This is a genomic window from Haliscomenobacter sp. (assembly GCF_965225875.1).
In the GTDB taxonomy this organism is placed as follows: Bacteria; Bacteroidota; Bacteroidia; order Chitinophagales; family Saprospiraceae; genus Haliscomenobacter.
The window spans coordinates 45,243-60,766 of the sequence record NZ_CBDDBS010000001.1 but is presented as its reverse complement, the minus strand read 5'-3'; the positions used below and the strand labels follow the sequence as shown (position 1 = coordinate 60,766).

Genomic DNA, 15,524 nt, shown 5'->3' with positions numbered 1-15,524 from the left:
CAGCAACCCTGAAACACAAAAAACCGTATGAAAAGCGGGTGGACTATTTCCACTTGCAGCAAATCCGGAAAACCCTTATCTCATTATGGCACGATTAACCACTTTAGGCAAACTCGCCGTGCTCCTGGTCATCGGGGGCGTTATTTTTGCTGGTGTAAAAATTTTGGGTAACATGGGCGTCCTGGGTCAAAGAACGACCAAGGAGTCAACTGTAATCGAAAAAGTAGACTTACCTGATGCCCCCAAAAACGCAGCTACCAGCGTGCAACCACTTGAACTCCCCAGTTCAACCCCTGCCAATGTCAACAGCCCGGAAATCCGCTGGCTACACTGGGCCTGGAACGCACAAATGGGTGCTATTTTGGCCAATGGTGGCGCAGAAACCACCAAAGGAAGTATCATGGCTTCCAAAAAGGTCAACCTGAAAATGACCCGTCAGGATGATGTGTCTCAAATGCAGGCCGCTTTGGTCAAATTCGCCGAAAGTTACAAAAGTGACCCCGAGACTCGGGAAGGCGCTCACTTCGTAACCATCATGGGCGACGGCGCTGCGGCCTTCCTGGCCGGGGTGAACCCACAACTCGAAAAACTGGGTGCTGACTACCGCGCTCAGATTGTCTTTACCTGCGGTCGTTCTTTGGGCGAAGACAAATTTATGGGCCCACCTGCCTGGAAAGAAAATCCCCAGGCAGCCCGGGGTGGAGTAACCACGGCAGTACTGCGGGATGGTGACTGGAACATCGTGATCAAATGGTGCTCCGACAACGGTATCCCCGTCAATGCGGATGAAACCACTTACGACCCCGAAGCCATGAACTTCATCGCCGCCGACACCTACATCGATGCTTCTGAAAAGTACATCAATGGCTATACCGAAGAGCGTGACGAAGTCAAAAAAGGCCAACGTACGGGCAAAAAAGTGACTGTTGGTGTAACCGGGGTAACCACCTGGACGCCTGGTGACGTTATGGTAGCCAAAAAGAAAGGTGGATTAATCTCTATCGTTTCGACCAAGGAATACCGCAGCCAGATGCCTTGTGTATTGATTGGCATCAAAAAATGGATGGAAGACAATCCTCGCCTCGTTGAAAACCTGATCGAAGGTATCGCCATTGGTGGTGACCAGGTGAAATCTTACTCCCCAGCCCTTAAAAAAGCAGCGGCAATCAGCGCCGAAATTTACAATGAAGAAACCGCTGAATACTGGGAGAAATACTACAAAGGGGTAACCGAAACCGACCGCAAAGGTCTGCCCGTTGAGCTGGGAGGTTCTCGGGTTAACAACCTGGCTGACAACGCCGAAATTTTTGGGGTCAATCCCGGTAGTACCAACATCATCAAGATTGTATACACCACTTTTGGGGACATCGTGAAAAAGTTGTATCCGGATTTGGTGCCTTCCTATCCTAGTGCGGAAGAGGTAATCAACACCCGCTTCCTCAAGAGTGTACTCGCTCGTGCCGGTAGCGACATTGCCAGTGCGGATGAAAATGAGTTCAATGCCGATGACAACATCCGTGAAACAGTGAGTAAAAAATCCTGGGCCATCGAATTTGCTTCGGGTAGCGCAGAGTTTACTCCAGCAGCTAAGGTAGTGATGGAGCAATTGTTCAACGACCTGGTCATCGCCAGCAACTTGAAAGTGGAAGTACATGGCCATACCGACAACGTTGGTGACCCTTCTGCTAACCTGAAACTGTCGGAGCGTCGTGCTTTTGCGATCAAGTCCTGGTTGGAAAACAAATCCGCCAATAACTTCCCGGAAGGGAGGGTAACGGTGTTCGCGCACGGTGCCAGTAACCCACTTGTATCCAATGACACCCCAGCTGGTCGGGCCAAAAACCGCCGGGTGGAAATTATTATGGGTAAATAAAATCGGTCGGGCAACCGTAGGGGCGACCCTACATGGTTGCCCACGAAAAATAGGGGCGACCATGTAGGGGCGCCCCTACGAATATGCCAACCATGTCCAACTACCTCCAAGACCTCATTCGGGCGTTTAAACCCAATACCAGCGTCAGCAAAATGACCATGGCTCTAATCATCGTGGTGCAAATCATCATCGCTATGGTCGCCTGGTATTCTTCTTCCGAAATTTTGCCCCGACCGCCTGAAATCCTTTCCGCCTTTAACCGCCTGTTGAAGGGGGGCGATTTAATCCGGGAATTGTTCACCAGTATGGGGCTCTGTTTGCAAGCCATGGGTTTGGCGATATTGATTTCTCTGGCCTTGTCTTATCTGACGGTTTTGCCTTTTTTTCGACCCACCGCTTTCATTGTTTCCAAAGGACGCTTTTTAACTCTGGTCGGCTTGAGCTTCGTTTTTACCCTGCTTACCTCTGGCGGTCATAACCTTAAAGTGTCTTTAATGGTGTTTGGCATTACGGTATTTTTTGTCACATCAGCGATCGCAATGATTCAGGCGATTCCCAAAACGGAGTTCAACCATGCCCGCACCCTGGGCATGAGCGAATGGCAAACCGTGTGGGAAGTCATCATTCTGGGGCGATTGCACGAGGTGTTTGAGATCATTCGCCAAAACTTTGCCATCAGCTGGATGATGCTGACTATGGTGGAAGGCATATCTCGTGCTGAAGGTGGAATTGGCGCCATGTTGCTCAATCAGAATAAACACTTGCACCTGGATGCCGTTTTTGCTATCCAGATTTTGATCCTCCTGGTGGGGATCAGTATGGACTACCTCATTGGAGTCGTCAAAAACATTATTTGTCCCTATGCTTCTTTGAGTTTGGAAAGAAGATAAGCTTTTAACATGGCACTGACACACGAGTTTAAAAATACCATTCTTAAGGTTGAAAATGTTTCGCTTAACCTGGGCGGAAATCAGATTCTGCGCGATGTCAACGTAGACATTCGCGATGTGGTTCGACCAGGGCTGAGCCAGGGACAAATCGTAGGGTTTTTGGGTCCATCGGGGATCGGTAAAACCAAATTTTTTGAAATCCTGGCTGGCTTAATCAAACCAGATAGTGGTCAAGTACTCTTGGGTGATCCACTTACTCCGGTAAAAGTGGGTAGGGTAGGGGTCGTCCAACAAAGTTATCCGCTTTTTAGCCACCGTACTGTCATGGGGAATTTGATGGTTGCGGCTGCACGAAAAGGACTACCTGCTAATGAGCAAAAAACCAAATGTGAAGAAATGTTGGCGCACTTTGGCTTGCAAGGCCATGCCAATAAATTCCCGGCAGAACTCTCTGGTGGGCAACGCCAAAGGGTGGCTATTGCCCAGCAATTGCTCTGCTCAGATCACTTCCTTCTGCTTGATGAGCCTTTCAGTGGATTGGACATCATCATGATTGAAAAAGTATGTGAATTGCTGCGCAGCATTGCCGCTTTGCACGAACACAACACAATTATCGTTGTGTCACACGACATTGAATCGACGGCTTCCATCGCGGATACCTTGTGGGTGATGGGACGAGATCGGGACGACAAGGGTGAAATTATCCCCGGTTCGCGCATCAAATACACTTATAATTTGATCGACCGTGGTCTGGCCTGGCAAGAAAATGTGATGGGCCGGCGGGATTTCCACGAGTTGGTGGATGAGGTGAGGGGGTTGTTTAAAACGCTGTAATTGATGAAGAAAGGATGCATTTTATTCAATCGTTCACCGAGCGGAGCTGAGGTGCCGATTGAGGAAAATGCATCCTTTCCTCATTAATTGAACTTCCGCTTGAAGAACCAACTGCTGTCGTTCAGCGTAAAGCCAAAATGGAACTGCACATAGGTTTCTTTCAAACCATCAACGGCGCCAAAACGACCCGCTTCAAGTGCTAAATTGACAAAAGAAAGGGTTTGACGAGGCAAAATGATTGGAATACCAACGCCCAATGTTAAGCCGTAATTGGTCAGCTGTTGCCCGTTATTGCTACGAGCGTCCTGGGCGTGAAAAACACCCAAACGGTACCTTGAACGACTCCAGTTGTTGTTGTAAGACTGAACATTAGGAATAAATTCAACACCAAAAGCCATGCGGCGAGAGTCGGAAAGTGATTCTACTTTTGCTTCATTCAGGTACTCACTCCAGCGCGTTTGCAGGTATTCGGCGCTGATGCGCAATTTACCCAAAGATTCATAGGTCAGACCGAAACCCATTTCACTGGGCAAAGTTCCTCCGCGGGCAATATCCGATTCGTAGGTGATGGTATCTGATACCGAAGAATTAGGAGATAAACGACGGTACAAACGACTACTCACCGATTTGAGGTCACTATTGGGTGTATAAGTGAAACCAAGGATAAATGAACGATCTCCAATATCCTGAATGCCACGTTCATTGGGTTTATCAAGGTTGATGACGTATTGAGCACCCAGTTTAAAAATGGTGCTTCGGTAGCTGATGTCATCCTGTAAATCGGTGGAGTAGGCCAGTGCCACGCTGTCCAGGTATACGCCCCGGCTATTGGCAACTTTTCCAAAAAGAGCCTGTAATTCCGCACCTAGTGATAAATTACCAATGCGAACCCCATTGCCAAATCCCAATTTATAGGTTCCGCCAGACCCCTTCAGGTCAGTCGTAATGCGATCGAGGGTTTCGCCCCGGATTTCTACGTTTTGGATATTGTACCCAACTTCGGAATACGGGCTCAGGTGAAATCCCATACCCCAGTTGAAATTGTGTTTTTTGCGTTCTTGTGCCCGGTTGATCGAGTTGTTCAATGGGAAGGCCAGGGAAAGTTGGCGCAAGTTGCCACTAAAGGCAGCATCCTTTTGATCTCCATCAGAGAGGGCTGAGTACTTGGCCGATACTCCCGATTCAAAAGCGGCAACTTCCAGTGAACTCAATGCGGCTGGATTCAACCAATTGGTATGCGAACCATCGCGCAGGGCAATCCCCATGCCCGCCACCCCGGTTTGTGATACCAGGGCTGACGAAAACAAATCACCCAGGCCAAAACGAGAATAGGGTGAATTTTGTTTGGGTAAAATTTGTGCGGTGGTCGTTTGTGCCGAGGCCACCCAGGGCATCCACAGTACCAGCACGGCTGCGCAAAGCGCCGTTTTTATCGTCCAACTACTCGACATTATGTTTCAATATTTTGTTCAATCCAATGAATACTAAATCGGGTTCGTGTATTGCGCTGATGCTCAGGGTTTGTAGCAAAAGCGCAGCATCTCCTCCGGTAAGTATGGTTTTGCTGTGACTTTCTACGGTTGCCCATTTTTGACTATACCCTTCAATTTCGAGTGCGGTACCCAACAATGCACCATTGTTCATGGCATTTGGGGTAGAATCTCCAATCCATTCTTGAAGCCCATTCAACTCCACTTCCGGAAGCCTTGCGGTAAATTCATGCATGGCGCGCAGCCGCATTTTTACTCCGGGAGCAATATTTCCTCCCAAATAAACGCCTTCTGCACTCAAAAACTCGTAAGTAATACAGCTGCCTGCATCTACCACCAGACAATTCTCCCCTGGAAAAATGGCATGTGCTCCGACCACTGCAGCAAGGCGATCTTTCCCCAGAGTTTGTGGAGTTTTGTACGCATTGCGGATGGGGAGTGGGGTATCTGCATCCAATTGTATGAGGCGACATTGGCTTTCCAAGCGCTTTAATTCAGCTGGTTCTAATTGCCGACCTACCGAACATAAGATCACATTCTGCACCTTATGGTTGGTTACCAGTTGTAATAAATCCTCGATCGTCCATTTTTCCCAGAGTTGGCGCAATACCAGCACATCCCCCTCAAAGAGGGCAAGTTTGGTGCGGGAGTTGCCAATGTCGATCGTTAAATTCATCCTCTCGTAGAGGCGACCCTTCGTGGTTGCCTATGATTAGGGCGACCACATAGGGCCGCCCGTACGAATTAATGTTTAAAATGCCGTACCCCGGTCATCACCATCGCCAGCCCATGCGTATCTGCATAATCCACGCTATCCTGATCGCGGATGGACCCACCTGGTTGTACTACCGCAGTAACCCCGGCTTCGTGGGCCAGTTGTACACTATCGGAGAATGGGAAAAACGCGTCAGAAGCCATCACTGCACCATTGATGTCCAAACCAAAACGATTGGCTTTTTCAATGGCGTGGCGCATGGAATCCACCCGTGAGGTTTGACCGCAGCCCATACCAATCAATTGCGCATTTTTGGCCAGGGCAATTGCATTTGATTTCAGGTGTTTGACACACTTGTTGGCAAAAATCATGTCTTTGATTTCTGCGGTAGTGGGTGCTTTTTTGGACACCACCTTGAAATCATCCTGCGTTTCGATGGCCAGGTCGGTATCTTGCTCGATCACTCCATTGAGCAAGCTGCGGAAATTGCGCGCTTGTACATCAAAGTGTTTGATTTTGAGCAGAATGCGGTTTTTCTTTTTTACCAAAAGTTCTGCTGCGGCCGGATCAAAATCGGGTGCCAGCAAAACCTCGTAAAATATTTCATCTACAGCTTGAGCCGTAGCCAGGTCAATTTTAGTATTGGAAATCAAAATCCCGCCAAAGGCTGACACATTATCTGCCTGAAGAGCAGCTTGCCAGGCTTCCAAAACGGTAGGACGGGTAGCCACACCACAAGCGTTGGTGTGTTTGAGAATGGCAAAAGTGGGCTCATCGTCCAAAAACTCCCGCATCAAAGCGACAGCCGCGTCGATGTCGACCATATTATTAAAAGAAATCGCTTTGCCGCCCAATTTTTCAAACAGTTGCTCCAGGTCACCATGGAATACGGCCTTTTGATGTGGGTTCTCTCCGTAGCGCAGGGTTTCGTGTTGGATCAGGCTGTGTTTGAACAAGGGTTCTTGTACTCCCCGGTTGAAATAATTGAAAATGGCAGTATCGTAATGGCTGGACACCAAAAAGCCCCGACGAGCCAGTTCTTTGCGATCTTCCAGGGCCGTTGCACCTTGTTTGGTTTGGATCAGTTCCAGGAAAAAAGGATAATCATTGCGTGAAGCTACAATGGCTACATCCTGGTAGTTTTTAGCTGCTGCCCGAATCAGGGAAATGCCCCCGATGTCTATTTTTTCGATGATGGTTTTTTCATCGCTCGTGCTGGCCACAGTTTCCTCAAAAGGATAGAGGTCAACGATTACCAGGTCAATTTCGGGGATCTCGTATTGCGCCAACTGAGCCTGGTGTTTTTCCTCCCGCCGCGCTAGAATGCCGCCAAAAATTTTGGGGTGCAGGGTCTTTACCCGCCCATCTAAAATGGAAGGATAGGAGGTCAAATCTTCCACCGGGATAACGGGAATCCCCAATTCTTCAATGAACTGTTGGGTTCCGCCAGTAGAATAGAGGGTTACGCCATGCTGGTGCAATTCGCGAATAATCGGTTCTAGTCCATCCTTATAGTACACAGAAATAAGGGCTGACTGAATTTTCTTATGTGCCATTGTTTGGTTTGGTAGATACAGTTTGAAAAAAGATGCGCAAAGGTAAATAGTTTTTGCGATTGTGTGCAGTTAGTAAGTAGTGGGTTAAAATAAAAAGAGGCAAGGCGTTCAACGCCCTGCCCCCAAAATGTAATAAGTTCCCCCTATAAACAATCTTTATACGTATGGACAAAGTCCAGAGTAAGCATGGAAAAAAGGTCTTGTAAATTTTACGCAGTTTTGTGATTCACCGGTTGGCGAATACACTGAATGATTGGGACGGAATATTAAGGTTCAGCTCACAAAGGTAAAGGGTTTAGTTCGTTTTTCAAATTTTATCTTTAGACTGAGAGATTAAAACGAAGTCACATGTTTGCTGATTTTTTTTTAAGTTTTTTTCAGAATTATCACATCGAATTGATTTACAATGTTTTTAAGAAAAAACCCGCTGAAAGGTTCATTCACCTTTCAAGCGGGTTTGATTATGCATTCAGTATGCCCTAACCAGAAAAAAAAATTACTGAATGCGTTTCTTAGCCTAAAAATTTACTGACAGCGTAGTATTTGTGTTTTGAAATAAGTGTTTGTGCAAGCTGCGCAGGGCAGCATTTTTGGCATCCTGACTCACCAGAATCGAGATGTTGTTGTTGCTCCCACCGTAAGAAACCATTCGCAATGGGATACTTTCCAGTGCCGAAAAAATATGTTTGGTTACTTCGGTATGTGCGCTTAGTGCATCTCCCACGATACAGATGATCGACTGATTCTTGTCCACACTCACGTCTCCAAAAAGCTCCAGTGAGCGGATGATTTCTGGCAAGTGTTTGTCGGAATCAATAGTCAAGGAAACCGACACTTCGGAAGTGGTGATCATGTCAATCGGCGTACGGAATTGTTCGAATACTTCAAACACCCGACGCAAAAAGCCATAAGCATGCAACATTCTCCCACTTTGAATTTTGATGGCGGTGATGCCATCTTTAGCGGCAATGGCGGTTATGGTTCGGTTGGAAGATGCATTAGAAATTAAAGTTCCTGGTGATTTTGGCTCAAAAGTGTTTTTCAACACAATTGGCACCTGACGGTCTTCGGCTGGGATGACACAGGTTGGGTGCAAAATTTTGGCCCCAAAATAAGCCAGCTCGGCAGCTTCCCGGTACGATACCTGCCGAATTGGCCAGGTATTTTCTACAATGCGTGGGTCGTTGTTGTGAATGCCATCGATATCGGTCCAAATTTGAATTTCTTCCGCCCGGATGGCCGCACCAATCAAAGTTGCGCTGTAATCACTTCCACCACGTTGCAGGTTGTCTACTTCATCGGCAGCATTGCGGCAGATGTATCCCTGGGTAATGAAATAGGTGGCTAAAGGGTGTTGTTGGGACAACAGCAGTTCCAAACGTCGCTGAATCCAATCCATATCGGGCTCGCCGTGCTCATCGATGCGCATGAAATCCAGTGCGGAGAGCAATACAGAAGGCCGTTCAATCAATTCCATGTAGATTTGGAACAGGTTGGTCGAAATCACCTCGCCTTGGGCCAAAATCCATTTTTCGTGGCTGCTTTCAAAGCGATTGACCCATAACAGTTGCTCCATTTCATCAAAAATACCTCTTGCTACAGTGTGGCCTCTTTCCTGGAAAGGTTCATTTGGCAGTAACTCATTCACAAATACCCGGTATTCTTCACGTAAGGCAGCGAGTTTGATGGATGCGGCTTCAATCTGTTGTTTGCGAATGAGTTCACTCAATTCGACCAACTTGTTGGTTGTACCAGACACAGCGGATAGAACCACAATTTTGGGTAAACCATCGTCGATCAGTTCGCCTACCCGACGCATTCTTTCCGGACTTCCCACCGATGTGCCACCAAACTTCAGAATTTGCATGATTGTTTACTTGATGCTGTGAATAATCAATTGACAACTACCAGCGAGTCATCTTTGATTGATGAAACAAAAGTAAAGGGTGAAAATAAATACTGGAATTTTTAGTGGGCAATTGTACAGAAAAATATATTTTCGTTTAAATTTAAACAAAGTGATAAAAATTTCTGAACACGTTAACCAAATCATCAGCAGTTCCCCTTTTATGTTGGAGGCACTGGCGGAGGGGCTGGTGAATGTATCGTCTCTTGCGCGCAAAATTCAGCCAGATGTGGAAAAAGCGGCAGGAAAGGAAGTCAACAGCAGTGCCATCGTTATGGCCATCAATCGGATGCCCTTGGGCGATTTGTTGCATTTGGATAAAAACCTGCGCCTTTTTTTTCGAAAAATGACTGACATCAGTGTGCGTTCGGGCCTTCTGGACTATACCTTTCTCAACTCTGAGACCCTCTTGGCAAAACAAGTGGAACTACTCAATGCCATTAGTGAAGCAGCCAAAGTTTTTTACTCTTTTTCGCAAGGTGTATCCGAAACCACCATCGTTATTTCGGAAAGTATGGGTACAAAACTGGAAGAGATTTTTCACAGTGAAAAAATGCTGGTCAAGGAAAAAGACCTTTGCTCGATCAGTTTGATGCTCCCTGAAGGCAACCAGGCGATTTACGGAGTGTATTACTACATCCTCAAAGAATTGGCGCTCAATGGGATTAACCTGGTAGAAATGATTTCCACATCAAATGAGTATACCATTGTATTGTCAAATCGGGATTTAGATAAGGCATTTTCTTTATTGATGGGCTTGAGGCATCGTTAGAAATCAATAAATTTGTAATATTGTATTAGTCCCCATTTATGTGCTCAATTTGACCTATGCAACACCTAGACCTACTTCTTCAAAAAATGATTCGACAAGCCGATACCTGGGAAAAATCTGGAGACCGGCGTTATATTTTTTTGCGTTGTTACAGCATGATGAGTACCAATATGGTTGCGGCCATTCGAGCGGGGGAATTTAAGGATTGTGAATGGGTAGCAACATTGATAAATCATTTCGCCGCCTATTATTTCAAGGCGCTTACTGCCTATGAACGCAATCCGGCAGAGTCTCCGGCTGCATGGAGACAAGCTCACCAAGCCGCTCAGCACCAAAAGTTGCATGTTTTGCAATATCTACTCCTGGGGGTCAACGCCCACATCAATTACGATTTGCCTTTAGCCCTATACGACTGCTTGTGCAAAGAATGGCCCAATCTTGATGAAACTCAGCGCGAATCACGCCAAGAAGACCATGAAACTGTAAATGTCATCATCGGCAAAACCACTGATGAAGTGCAGGATACCGTTGTTGAGCCGATGGCTCCACTGATGGCCGTAGTTGACCAGGCGATGGGGCGTATAGATGAATGGCTTCTTTCACAAATGATTAGCAGTTGGCGGCACGAGGTATGGAACGTTGCTATTCGGATGCTTGATGCGCCCGAGTTCGTTATACGTGAAACAATCAAAAAAGAGCAGGAGCAAAAGGCATTGGAAAAAGGAGAGGGTTTGTTGCGTGTTTAAGGCCTGAATTTTTATATTTTATCGCAAATTAGAAATCTTATATAAACAGTTGTCTATGTCAAATTCAAAAGCCATCATTCGTCTTTGTTACCCAACCCTGATTACTCGGTTTAATCATACAACTTTGGTGATTAAATTAGAAGCTGTAGGTTTTAAAACTACAGCTGCAACTTTAAGCAACATCAAAAAACAAATCATAGAAGGGAACTCGGCACGTAAAATAAATTTGAGCCGGGAGTTGCTTGGGGAAGTTGCCAGGGCTTTTATCCTGGTCATTGAATCAAATTGGCCCTGGAAATACGACCAAGCAAAAAATGAATTTATCAAACCGGCAAATACCGAAGATTCCGCAGATTCTGAACCTGAAGAAACACCCCACCAAACTCATGGTATCATCATTTACGAGGAAGGGCGCCGGAGTACGAGCGAAAAAATTCAGTTCATTAAAAATGCCAAAAAGGAAATAATTGAAGTGGGGATTCGCTTGCATACTTTTAGTCAATACTTCACCAGTAGACGAAAATCAGAATTCAGAGATCATATTGAACAATTGTTGAAAAATGGAGTAACCATGAAATGCCTGATGATGGATCCCTCGAGTGAAATGACCAGGCTGTATTTTTTGGATCGTGCCAAGGCTTCACCTGACGAAGCAAAGGCTTATGAACAAATGCCACAAATCCTGGAAGAACTCAAAAAAATCAAAAATGAATTGAATCAACAGGGGTATAAAGGGCGATTTGAGCTATATACTTACGAGAACTTTCCCTACAACCACTACATGATGGTTGATCCTGAAGAAGAGAATGGCAAGTTGTTGCTTTCCAGTTACATTCACGGCATTAGAAGGGCGCACTGCCCGGTTTTGGAGATTCGAAAAAACAAGGCCAGGGTTACTTTCAATACCTACTTGGAATCGCTGAATTTGATTTTGAAAGAGGCGAAGGAGATCGTTTAGAACCCAAACTCATTCAAATTGAAAAGCAGCATTGATTTTTTGCAGCAACCAGGTTTTGGCTATGATGTTTTTGCTGCTTCGAAGCTCATTATATAATTTTTTATAACCCTTTTCATCAAAAAGTTCTAATCTATTCAGCCGACGCAGAAACAGGATGAATTGTTTCACACTTTTAAAGGTATCCAGACTCAGTGACTGGTTTTTTTCACGTTTGCAATAATCATTAAAACTCCTTAATGCATTATCTAACTGTACAACTTCATCTAATTCGTAATAAGCTTGAGCTTTTAATACCCTGGTTCGGATGCTCATTGATGGACTCTGAAATTGTTGGCCTTCTTCAGGAAGCAGCATATCGATTACTGCCTGATACTCACCTTTGCTCAGCCTGATTCGGGCATTTGAAATCAAAATAGCGTCATTTCGATCTGCGAAATTTTGGTTTAAAGCCTGAAAAAACTGCTCAGCAAGAGCAAGGTCATGTTTATCACAACTCAGGTTCACTGCGTTGAGAAGGAAGTCTGCGTTCATTTGGTCAAGACAGGAGTACTTTATGGCTTTTTGACAGATCTCATAGGCAGCCTCCAGTCGATCCGTGCCACCTTTGATGAGCAAGGCATTGTAATTGTTGAGGAGGTTTAGCACATTGGCAACTTCCACTTTAGCGATGTGCTCATGTTGGAGGTATAACTTTTCTTTTAAAGCCTGGTAATTGGATTCAGTAGGCGTCCTGAATAAAATGAGCGCCTGAAGGTACATTTCCTGGTAGGCTGAAAGTTTTCCTTTGAGTTTCTCGCAAGCTTTCATCAATTCAGATAAAAAACGAATATCATGTTGCTTACCGAAGATATTTTTGTTGCTGTGGAGTTCGGTCGACCATTTCAATTTTAATGACAAAAAGTACTCATCCAATTGCAACATACTATCCATTGCATTTTGGTTGTCGTACTTGTTTTGTTTTTTGCCAAGATAATAGTAGCGTTGGGCATACAACTGGGACAATTCCAGGTGCGCGTCAATGTCATGCGGGCGGTTTTTTAAACGTTTGACGGCTTTTTTGAAATGAATCTCCCAATGCTTACCCAAACCTTTTTCGATGTAAATTTTTGACAGAAACAGATCACAGGTGCCCCTTTCTTCTTCGAGGCGCTCAGAAATCAGAAATTTTTTAAGTACATCATTTATGACATTAACCAAATTCAAAAGGTGTTTGCGGGGAGCCTTGAGCCCTTCTTTTTCTATAAATGCAGTAAAAACCTTTTCGCGGTCTATCTCCTTATCCTTGTTTTTTTTGGAGCCTCGCAACTGACAATACTGCTCAAATAAGCGGAGTGCCTGATTTCCTTTTTGGATGTATATCCTCACGTACTTTTGGAACCGCTGGAACTGATCTTTTTCCATTGATTGAAGCAGATCGAAAAAAGCATCGTTTTTCATAGGTTATAGTTGATGTGCCCAAAAAGTTGAAGTACTCCTGAATTGCCGGGGCTAATTGAAGTTAACTGCAACATAAAGTACTTCACAAAAAAAACTTTTAGAAAAAAACGAAAAAAAATTCACAGGAAAAATTAAACGGAAACCTATTTGCAGTAAATATTTTTTACTTTTAATTAAAAAATTGATTATCAATATTTTGATTAATAAATTTATGCCGTAATAGTCGGCGAGAATGCTTCAGTAAATAGTGAAAAAAACACAGGAAAAATATAAATGCACGCACTTTAGGCTTTGATTAAAGGAATAATTTTAGGGTATTACTGAAAGCAGTATGAAGAAACTTCAACGCAGATTCTAAAAAGCTTGAATTTGGAACTTAAACATCCATCATTTCTGGGAAGTTTTGGCGAATAGCTGAAGCAAGCCAGGGATGCTTGAATTAGTCACGCTTCCGGAAAAAAGGGAGCAAAGCGTTGGAAATGCTGAAAGACCGGGGGGCTATTTAGTTTCATCAAAGCCAGGGTGGTTTGGGTCCAGACAATTGCCATTTCTATACCTAACACCACTGACCTGAAAACCGGATTTATTTATATCGGCCCCCCAGTCAAATTTTATGAATTGATAAAAAAACGCCCTAGGTGAAACTAAACCCCAAGTTTTATCTCAATACAAAAACGGGAAAACAATTTTCCGCTCCCGAGGGTAGTCCGAAAACTGTTGCAAATACCAGTCATGGTGGTTTTTAGCCCGGGGCACCAGGTTGGCAAAAGTCCAAACCATAAAGCTTAGCGCAGGCAGGTTCCAGGCCATCAGGGCAAAGCCGGTCCATTCGATGATTTCACCAAACAAGTTGGGCGAGGAAACATAGGTGAACAAAAAACCACGCGGGATTTTGTAGCCTGTCTCACCGGGTTTGCGCAGATTGATCAAAATGGCATCCGAACGCAAATTGATGGCAAAACCTACCATAAAAAGAATGATCCCCAGTAGGAAATGCGGGCTGCTCAGCCAGGCCTGGCTGTATTTCTTCAGGGGTGCCAACTCCGCTAAATAATACCCATTCAAACTGGCATTGACGGAATTGAAGAGGATGGCACTCATTGCAATTACCAGCGGCATCTTTTTGGGCGTTGCCTTGATGCGCAAAGGGTAAATGAGGCTGCGGTGGAAATAATGCAAAATCCAAAACCCAAAAAGTACCCAGGCATAGGAGGAAAAGGATTGGCTTCCCCAAACCAGGTGATAAGCCATGATGAGCAGCGAAGGCAACTCCATCAACATCCAGCCCAGTTTATTGTCGATCAATACCCCCCACTTTTCAGAGGTATGCCGACCAAAAGGCGCTGTGACGTAAAACATCGTAACATGTACAATCAAAGCGATGAGGATCCAAAGACTGGTGAAGATTTGCAGGGTAGTGATGGACATTACGAGCTAGATGAAGGTGAAAAAGCCGTAAATTTATTCAATTGCTTGTAATTGTTGTAGTATGGTGCGGGTGATGTCTTTGCGACATTGGCCAAAACTGGGATGGCGTTCCGCTCGGGGTTTGACGATGCGGGTGGCAAAAAAATAAAGATTGTCCCTGCGCTCCACATAACCGACCCACCAGCCGATGTCTTGCCCATTGACCCGCGTCCAACCGGTTTTGGCGCGGAGGGTGTAGTTAGGGCTGCGCTCATTGACCATCACCGATTTCAAAATTTGCAGGTTTCTTTTGGAAAAAGGCAAGCGTCCCTCGTGCACTTTAATCAGGAATTCCACCTGATTTTTGGGTGAAATGCCAAAAGGACCAAAATTCCAAAAGTCATCCCCTGGTTCCGATAAGTTGAGGTTGCCGTAACCACACCGCTTCAGGTAACGGAGATAGCGGGTTTTGCCAATTTTTTTGGCCAGTTCAATAAATACCCAGCCAGCGGATACTTCAAAGGCTTCCTTGACACTCATGTCTTTGTAAATCTCAGGGCGATAGCCATAAAGCGTGGTGTCGGTACTGCCCACCCATTTGACGATGCTGTTTTCGTCCTGGATGGTTTTGGTCTCCAGGGCAATGAGCAGGTTGATGATTTTGAAGGTAGAAGCAGGTTGGGTACTGCGCAGGGCATCGGTACTGTCGCTGAATAACCAGCGCTGCTTGCCGTAGTCGTAGATGGTGACGCTACCTTCGAATGGGCAGTTTTGGAAGGCTTGGGGGAAGTTGAGCTGGGCGATGAGGGGGTGGGAGAGGAGGAGGAAAATTGAAATGGATAGTGCACGCATGATTGTTTGTGTTTAAAAGGAATAGCTAGATGACAATTTTGCCAGAGTATGGGTTGTAGTCTTTGTTGATCAAATGTTTGCTTTTTCA

Annotated in this window: 13 protein-coding genes; 6 read left to right on the top strand and 7 right to left on the bottom strand. The window is 45.3% G+C overall.

What is annotated here, in order from left to right; genetic code table 11:
- The first annotated feature begins 85 nt into the window (after positions 1–85).
- The 3 genes from ACO08K_RS00230 to ACO08K_RS00220 all read left to right on the top strand — a co-directional run bounded on the left by ACO08K_RS00230 (position 86) and on the right by ACO08K_RS00220 (position 3,597).
- Positions 86–1,873 carry an OmpA family protein gene (locus ACO08K_RS00230; RefSeq protein ID WP_421794368.1) on the top strand — a complete coding sequence of 596 codons (1,788 nt, stop codon included), beginning with the start codon at positions 86–88 and terminating at the stop codon, positions 1,871–1,873.
- Between the two features lie 92 nt (positions 1,874–1,965).
- A complete protein-coding gene (locus ACO08K_RS00225) occupies positions 1,966–2,763 on the top strand; it encodes an ABC transporter permease (RefSeq protein WP_421794367.1) in 798 nt (265 codons plus the stop codon).
- A gap of 9 nt (positions 2,764–2,772) precedes the next feature.
- Complete coding sequence (locus tag ACO08K_RS00220; RefSeq protein ID WP_421794366.1) at positions 2,773–3,597, top strand: ABC transporter ATP-binding protein; 825 nt, start codon at positions 2,773–2,775, stop codon at positions 3,595–3,597.
- Between the two features lie 83 nt (positions 3,598–3,680).
- Here the strand turns inward: ACO08K_RS00220 and ACO08K_RS00215 are convergent, their stop codons facing one another.
- The 4 genes from ACO08K_RS00215 to ACO08K_RS00200 all read right to left on the bottom strand — a co-directional run bounded on the left by ACO08K_RS00215 (position 3,681) and on the right by ACO08K_RS00200 (position 9,225).
- Positions 3,681–5,048 (bottom strand): hypothetical protein, encoded by a 1,368-nt coding sequence (locus ACO08K_RS00215; RefSeq protein WP_421794365.1) that lies wholly within the window; start codon positions 5,046–5,048, stop codon positions 3,681–3,683.
- A complete protein-coding gene (locus tag ACO08K_RS00210) occupies positions 5,038–5,763 on the bottom strand; it encodes a type III pantothenate kinase (RefSeq protein WP_421794364.1) in 726 nt (241 codons plus the stop codon). The genes ACO08K_RS00215 and ACO08K_RS00210 overlap by 11 nt, the downstream gene beginning before the upstream one ends.
- A 68-nt stretch (positions 5,764–5,831) precedes the next feature.
- The gene (purH, locus tag ACO08K_RS00205; RefSeq protein ID WP_421794363.1) at positions 5,832–7,358 is read right to left on the bottom strand and encodes a bifunctional phosphoribosylaminoimidazolecarboxamide formyltransferase/IMP cyclohydrolase; all 1,527 of its coding nucleotides are present in this window, start codon (positions 7,356–7,358) and stop codon (positions 5,832–5,834) included.
- Between the two features lie 517 nt (positions 7,359–7,875).
- A complete protein-coding gene (locus tag ACO08K_RS00200) occupies positions 7,876–9,225 on the bottom strand; it encodes an aspartate kinase (RefSeq protein ID WP_421794362.1) in 1,350 nt (449 codons plus the stop codon).
- Positions 9,226–9,376: 151 nt separating this feature from the next.
- Here ACO08K_RS00200 and ACO08K_RS00195 point away from each other — a divergent pair, with 151 nt between their 5' ends.
- From ACO08K_RS00195 to ACO08K_RS00185, 3 genes are all read left to right on the top strand, one after another.
- Positions 9,377–10,036 (top strand): aspartate kinase, encoded by a 660-nt coding sequence (locus tag ACO08K_RS00195; RefSeq protein WP_421794361.1) that lies wholly within the window; start codon positions 9,377–9,379, stop codon positions 10,034–10,036.
- A gap of 86 nt (positions 10,037–10,122) precedes the next feature.
- Positions 10,123–10,782, top strand: coding sequence for a DUF5995 family protein (locus ACO08K_RS00190; RefSeq protein ID WP_421794360.1), 660 nt, complete (start codon positions 10,123–10,125; stop codon positions 10,780–10,782).
- A gap of 55 nt (positions 10,783–10,837) precedes the next feature.
- Positions 10,838–11,740: a hypothetical protein gene (locus tag ACO08K_RS00185; protein ID WP_421794359.1), complete on the top strand. Its 903-nt coding sequence runs from the start codon at positions 10,838–10,840 to the stop codon at positions 11,738–11,740.
- Between the two features lie 9 nt (positions 11,741–11,749).
- On the opposite strand, the gene ACO08K_RS00180 is transcribed toward ACO08K_RS00185, so the two are convergent.
- The 3 genes from ACO08K_RS00180 to ACO08K_RS00170 form a co-directional block, all read right to left on the bottom strand.
- Complete coding sequence (locus ACO08K_RS00180) at positions 11,750–13,177, bottom strand: hypothetical protein (protein ID WP_421794358.1); 1,428 nt, start codon at positions 13,175–13,177, stop codon at positions 11,750–11,752.
- A 663-nt stretch (positions 13,178–13,840) separates the two neighbouring features.
- Positions 13,841–14,605, bottom strand: coding sequence for a DUF1295 domain-containing protein (locus tag ACO08K_RS00175; RefSeq protein ID WP_421794357.1), 765 nt, complete (start codon positions 14,603–14,605; stop codon positions 13,841–13,843).
- Between the two features lie 33 nt (positions 14,606–14,638).
- Complete coding sequence (locus tag ACO08K_RS00170; RefSeq protein WP_421794356.1) at positions 14,639–15,436, bottom strand: penicillin-binding transpeptidase domain-containing protein; 798 nt, start codon at positions 15,434–15,436, stop codon at positions 14,639–14,641.
- Positions 15,437–15,524 lie beyond the last annotated feature (88 nt).

Bases quoted from the DNA above. Each gene is read 5' to 3' on its own strand.
- ACO08K_RS00180 (WP_421794358.1), bottom strand. From the start codon at position 13,177: ATGAAAAACGATGCTTTTTTCGATCTGCTTCAATCAATGGAAAAAGAT.
- ACO08K_RS00210 (WP_421794364.1), bottom strand. From the start codon at position 5,763: ATGAATTTAACGATCGACATTGGCAACTCCCGCACCAAACTTGCCCTC.
- ACO08K_RS00190 (WP_421794360.1), top strand. From the start codon at position 10,123: ATGATTCGACAAGCCGATACCTGGGAAAAATCTGGAGACCGGCGTTAT.
- ACO08K_RS00230 (WP_421794368.1), top strand. From the start codon at position 86: ATGGCACGATTAACCACTTTAGGCAAACTCGCCGTGCTCCTGGTCATC.
- ACO08K_RS00175 (WP_421794357.1), bottom strand. From the start codon at position 14,605: ATGTCCATCACTACCCTGCAAATCTTCACCAGTCTTTGGATCCTCATC.
- ACO08K_RS00215 (WP_421794365.1), bottom strand. From the start codon at position 5,048: ATGTCGAGTAGTTGGACGATAAAAACGGCGCTTTGCGCAGCCGTGCTG.
- ACO08K_RS00200 (WP_421794362.1), bottom strand. From the start codon at position 9,225: ATGCAAATTCTGAAGTTTGGTGGCACATCGGTGGGAAGTCCGGAAAGA.
- ACO08K_RS00170 (WP_421794356.1), bottom strand. From the start codon at position 15,436: ATGCGTGCACTATCCATTTCAATTTTCCTCCTCCTCTCCCACCCCCTC.
- ACO08K_RS00185 (WP_421794359.1), top strand. From the start codon at position 10,838: ATGTCAAATTCAAAAGCCATCATTCGTCTTTGTTACCCAACCCTGATT.
- purH (WP_421794363.1), bottom strand. From the start codon at position 7,358: ATGGCACATAAGAAAATTCAGTCAGCCCTTATTTCTGTGTACTATAAG.
- ACO08K_RS00225 (WP_421794367.1), top strand. From the start codon at position 1,966: ATGTCCAACTACCTCCAAGACCTCATTCGGGCGTTTAAACCCAATACC.
- ACO08K_RS00220 (WP_421794366.1), top strand. From the start codon at position 2,773: ATGGCACTGACACACGAGTTTAAAAATACCATTCTTAAGGTTGAAAAT.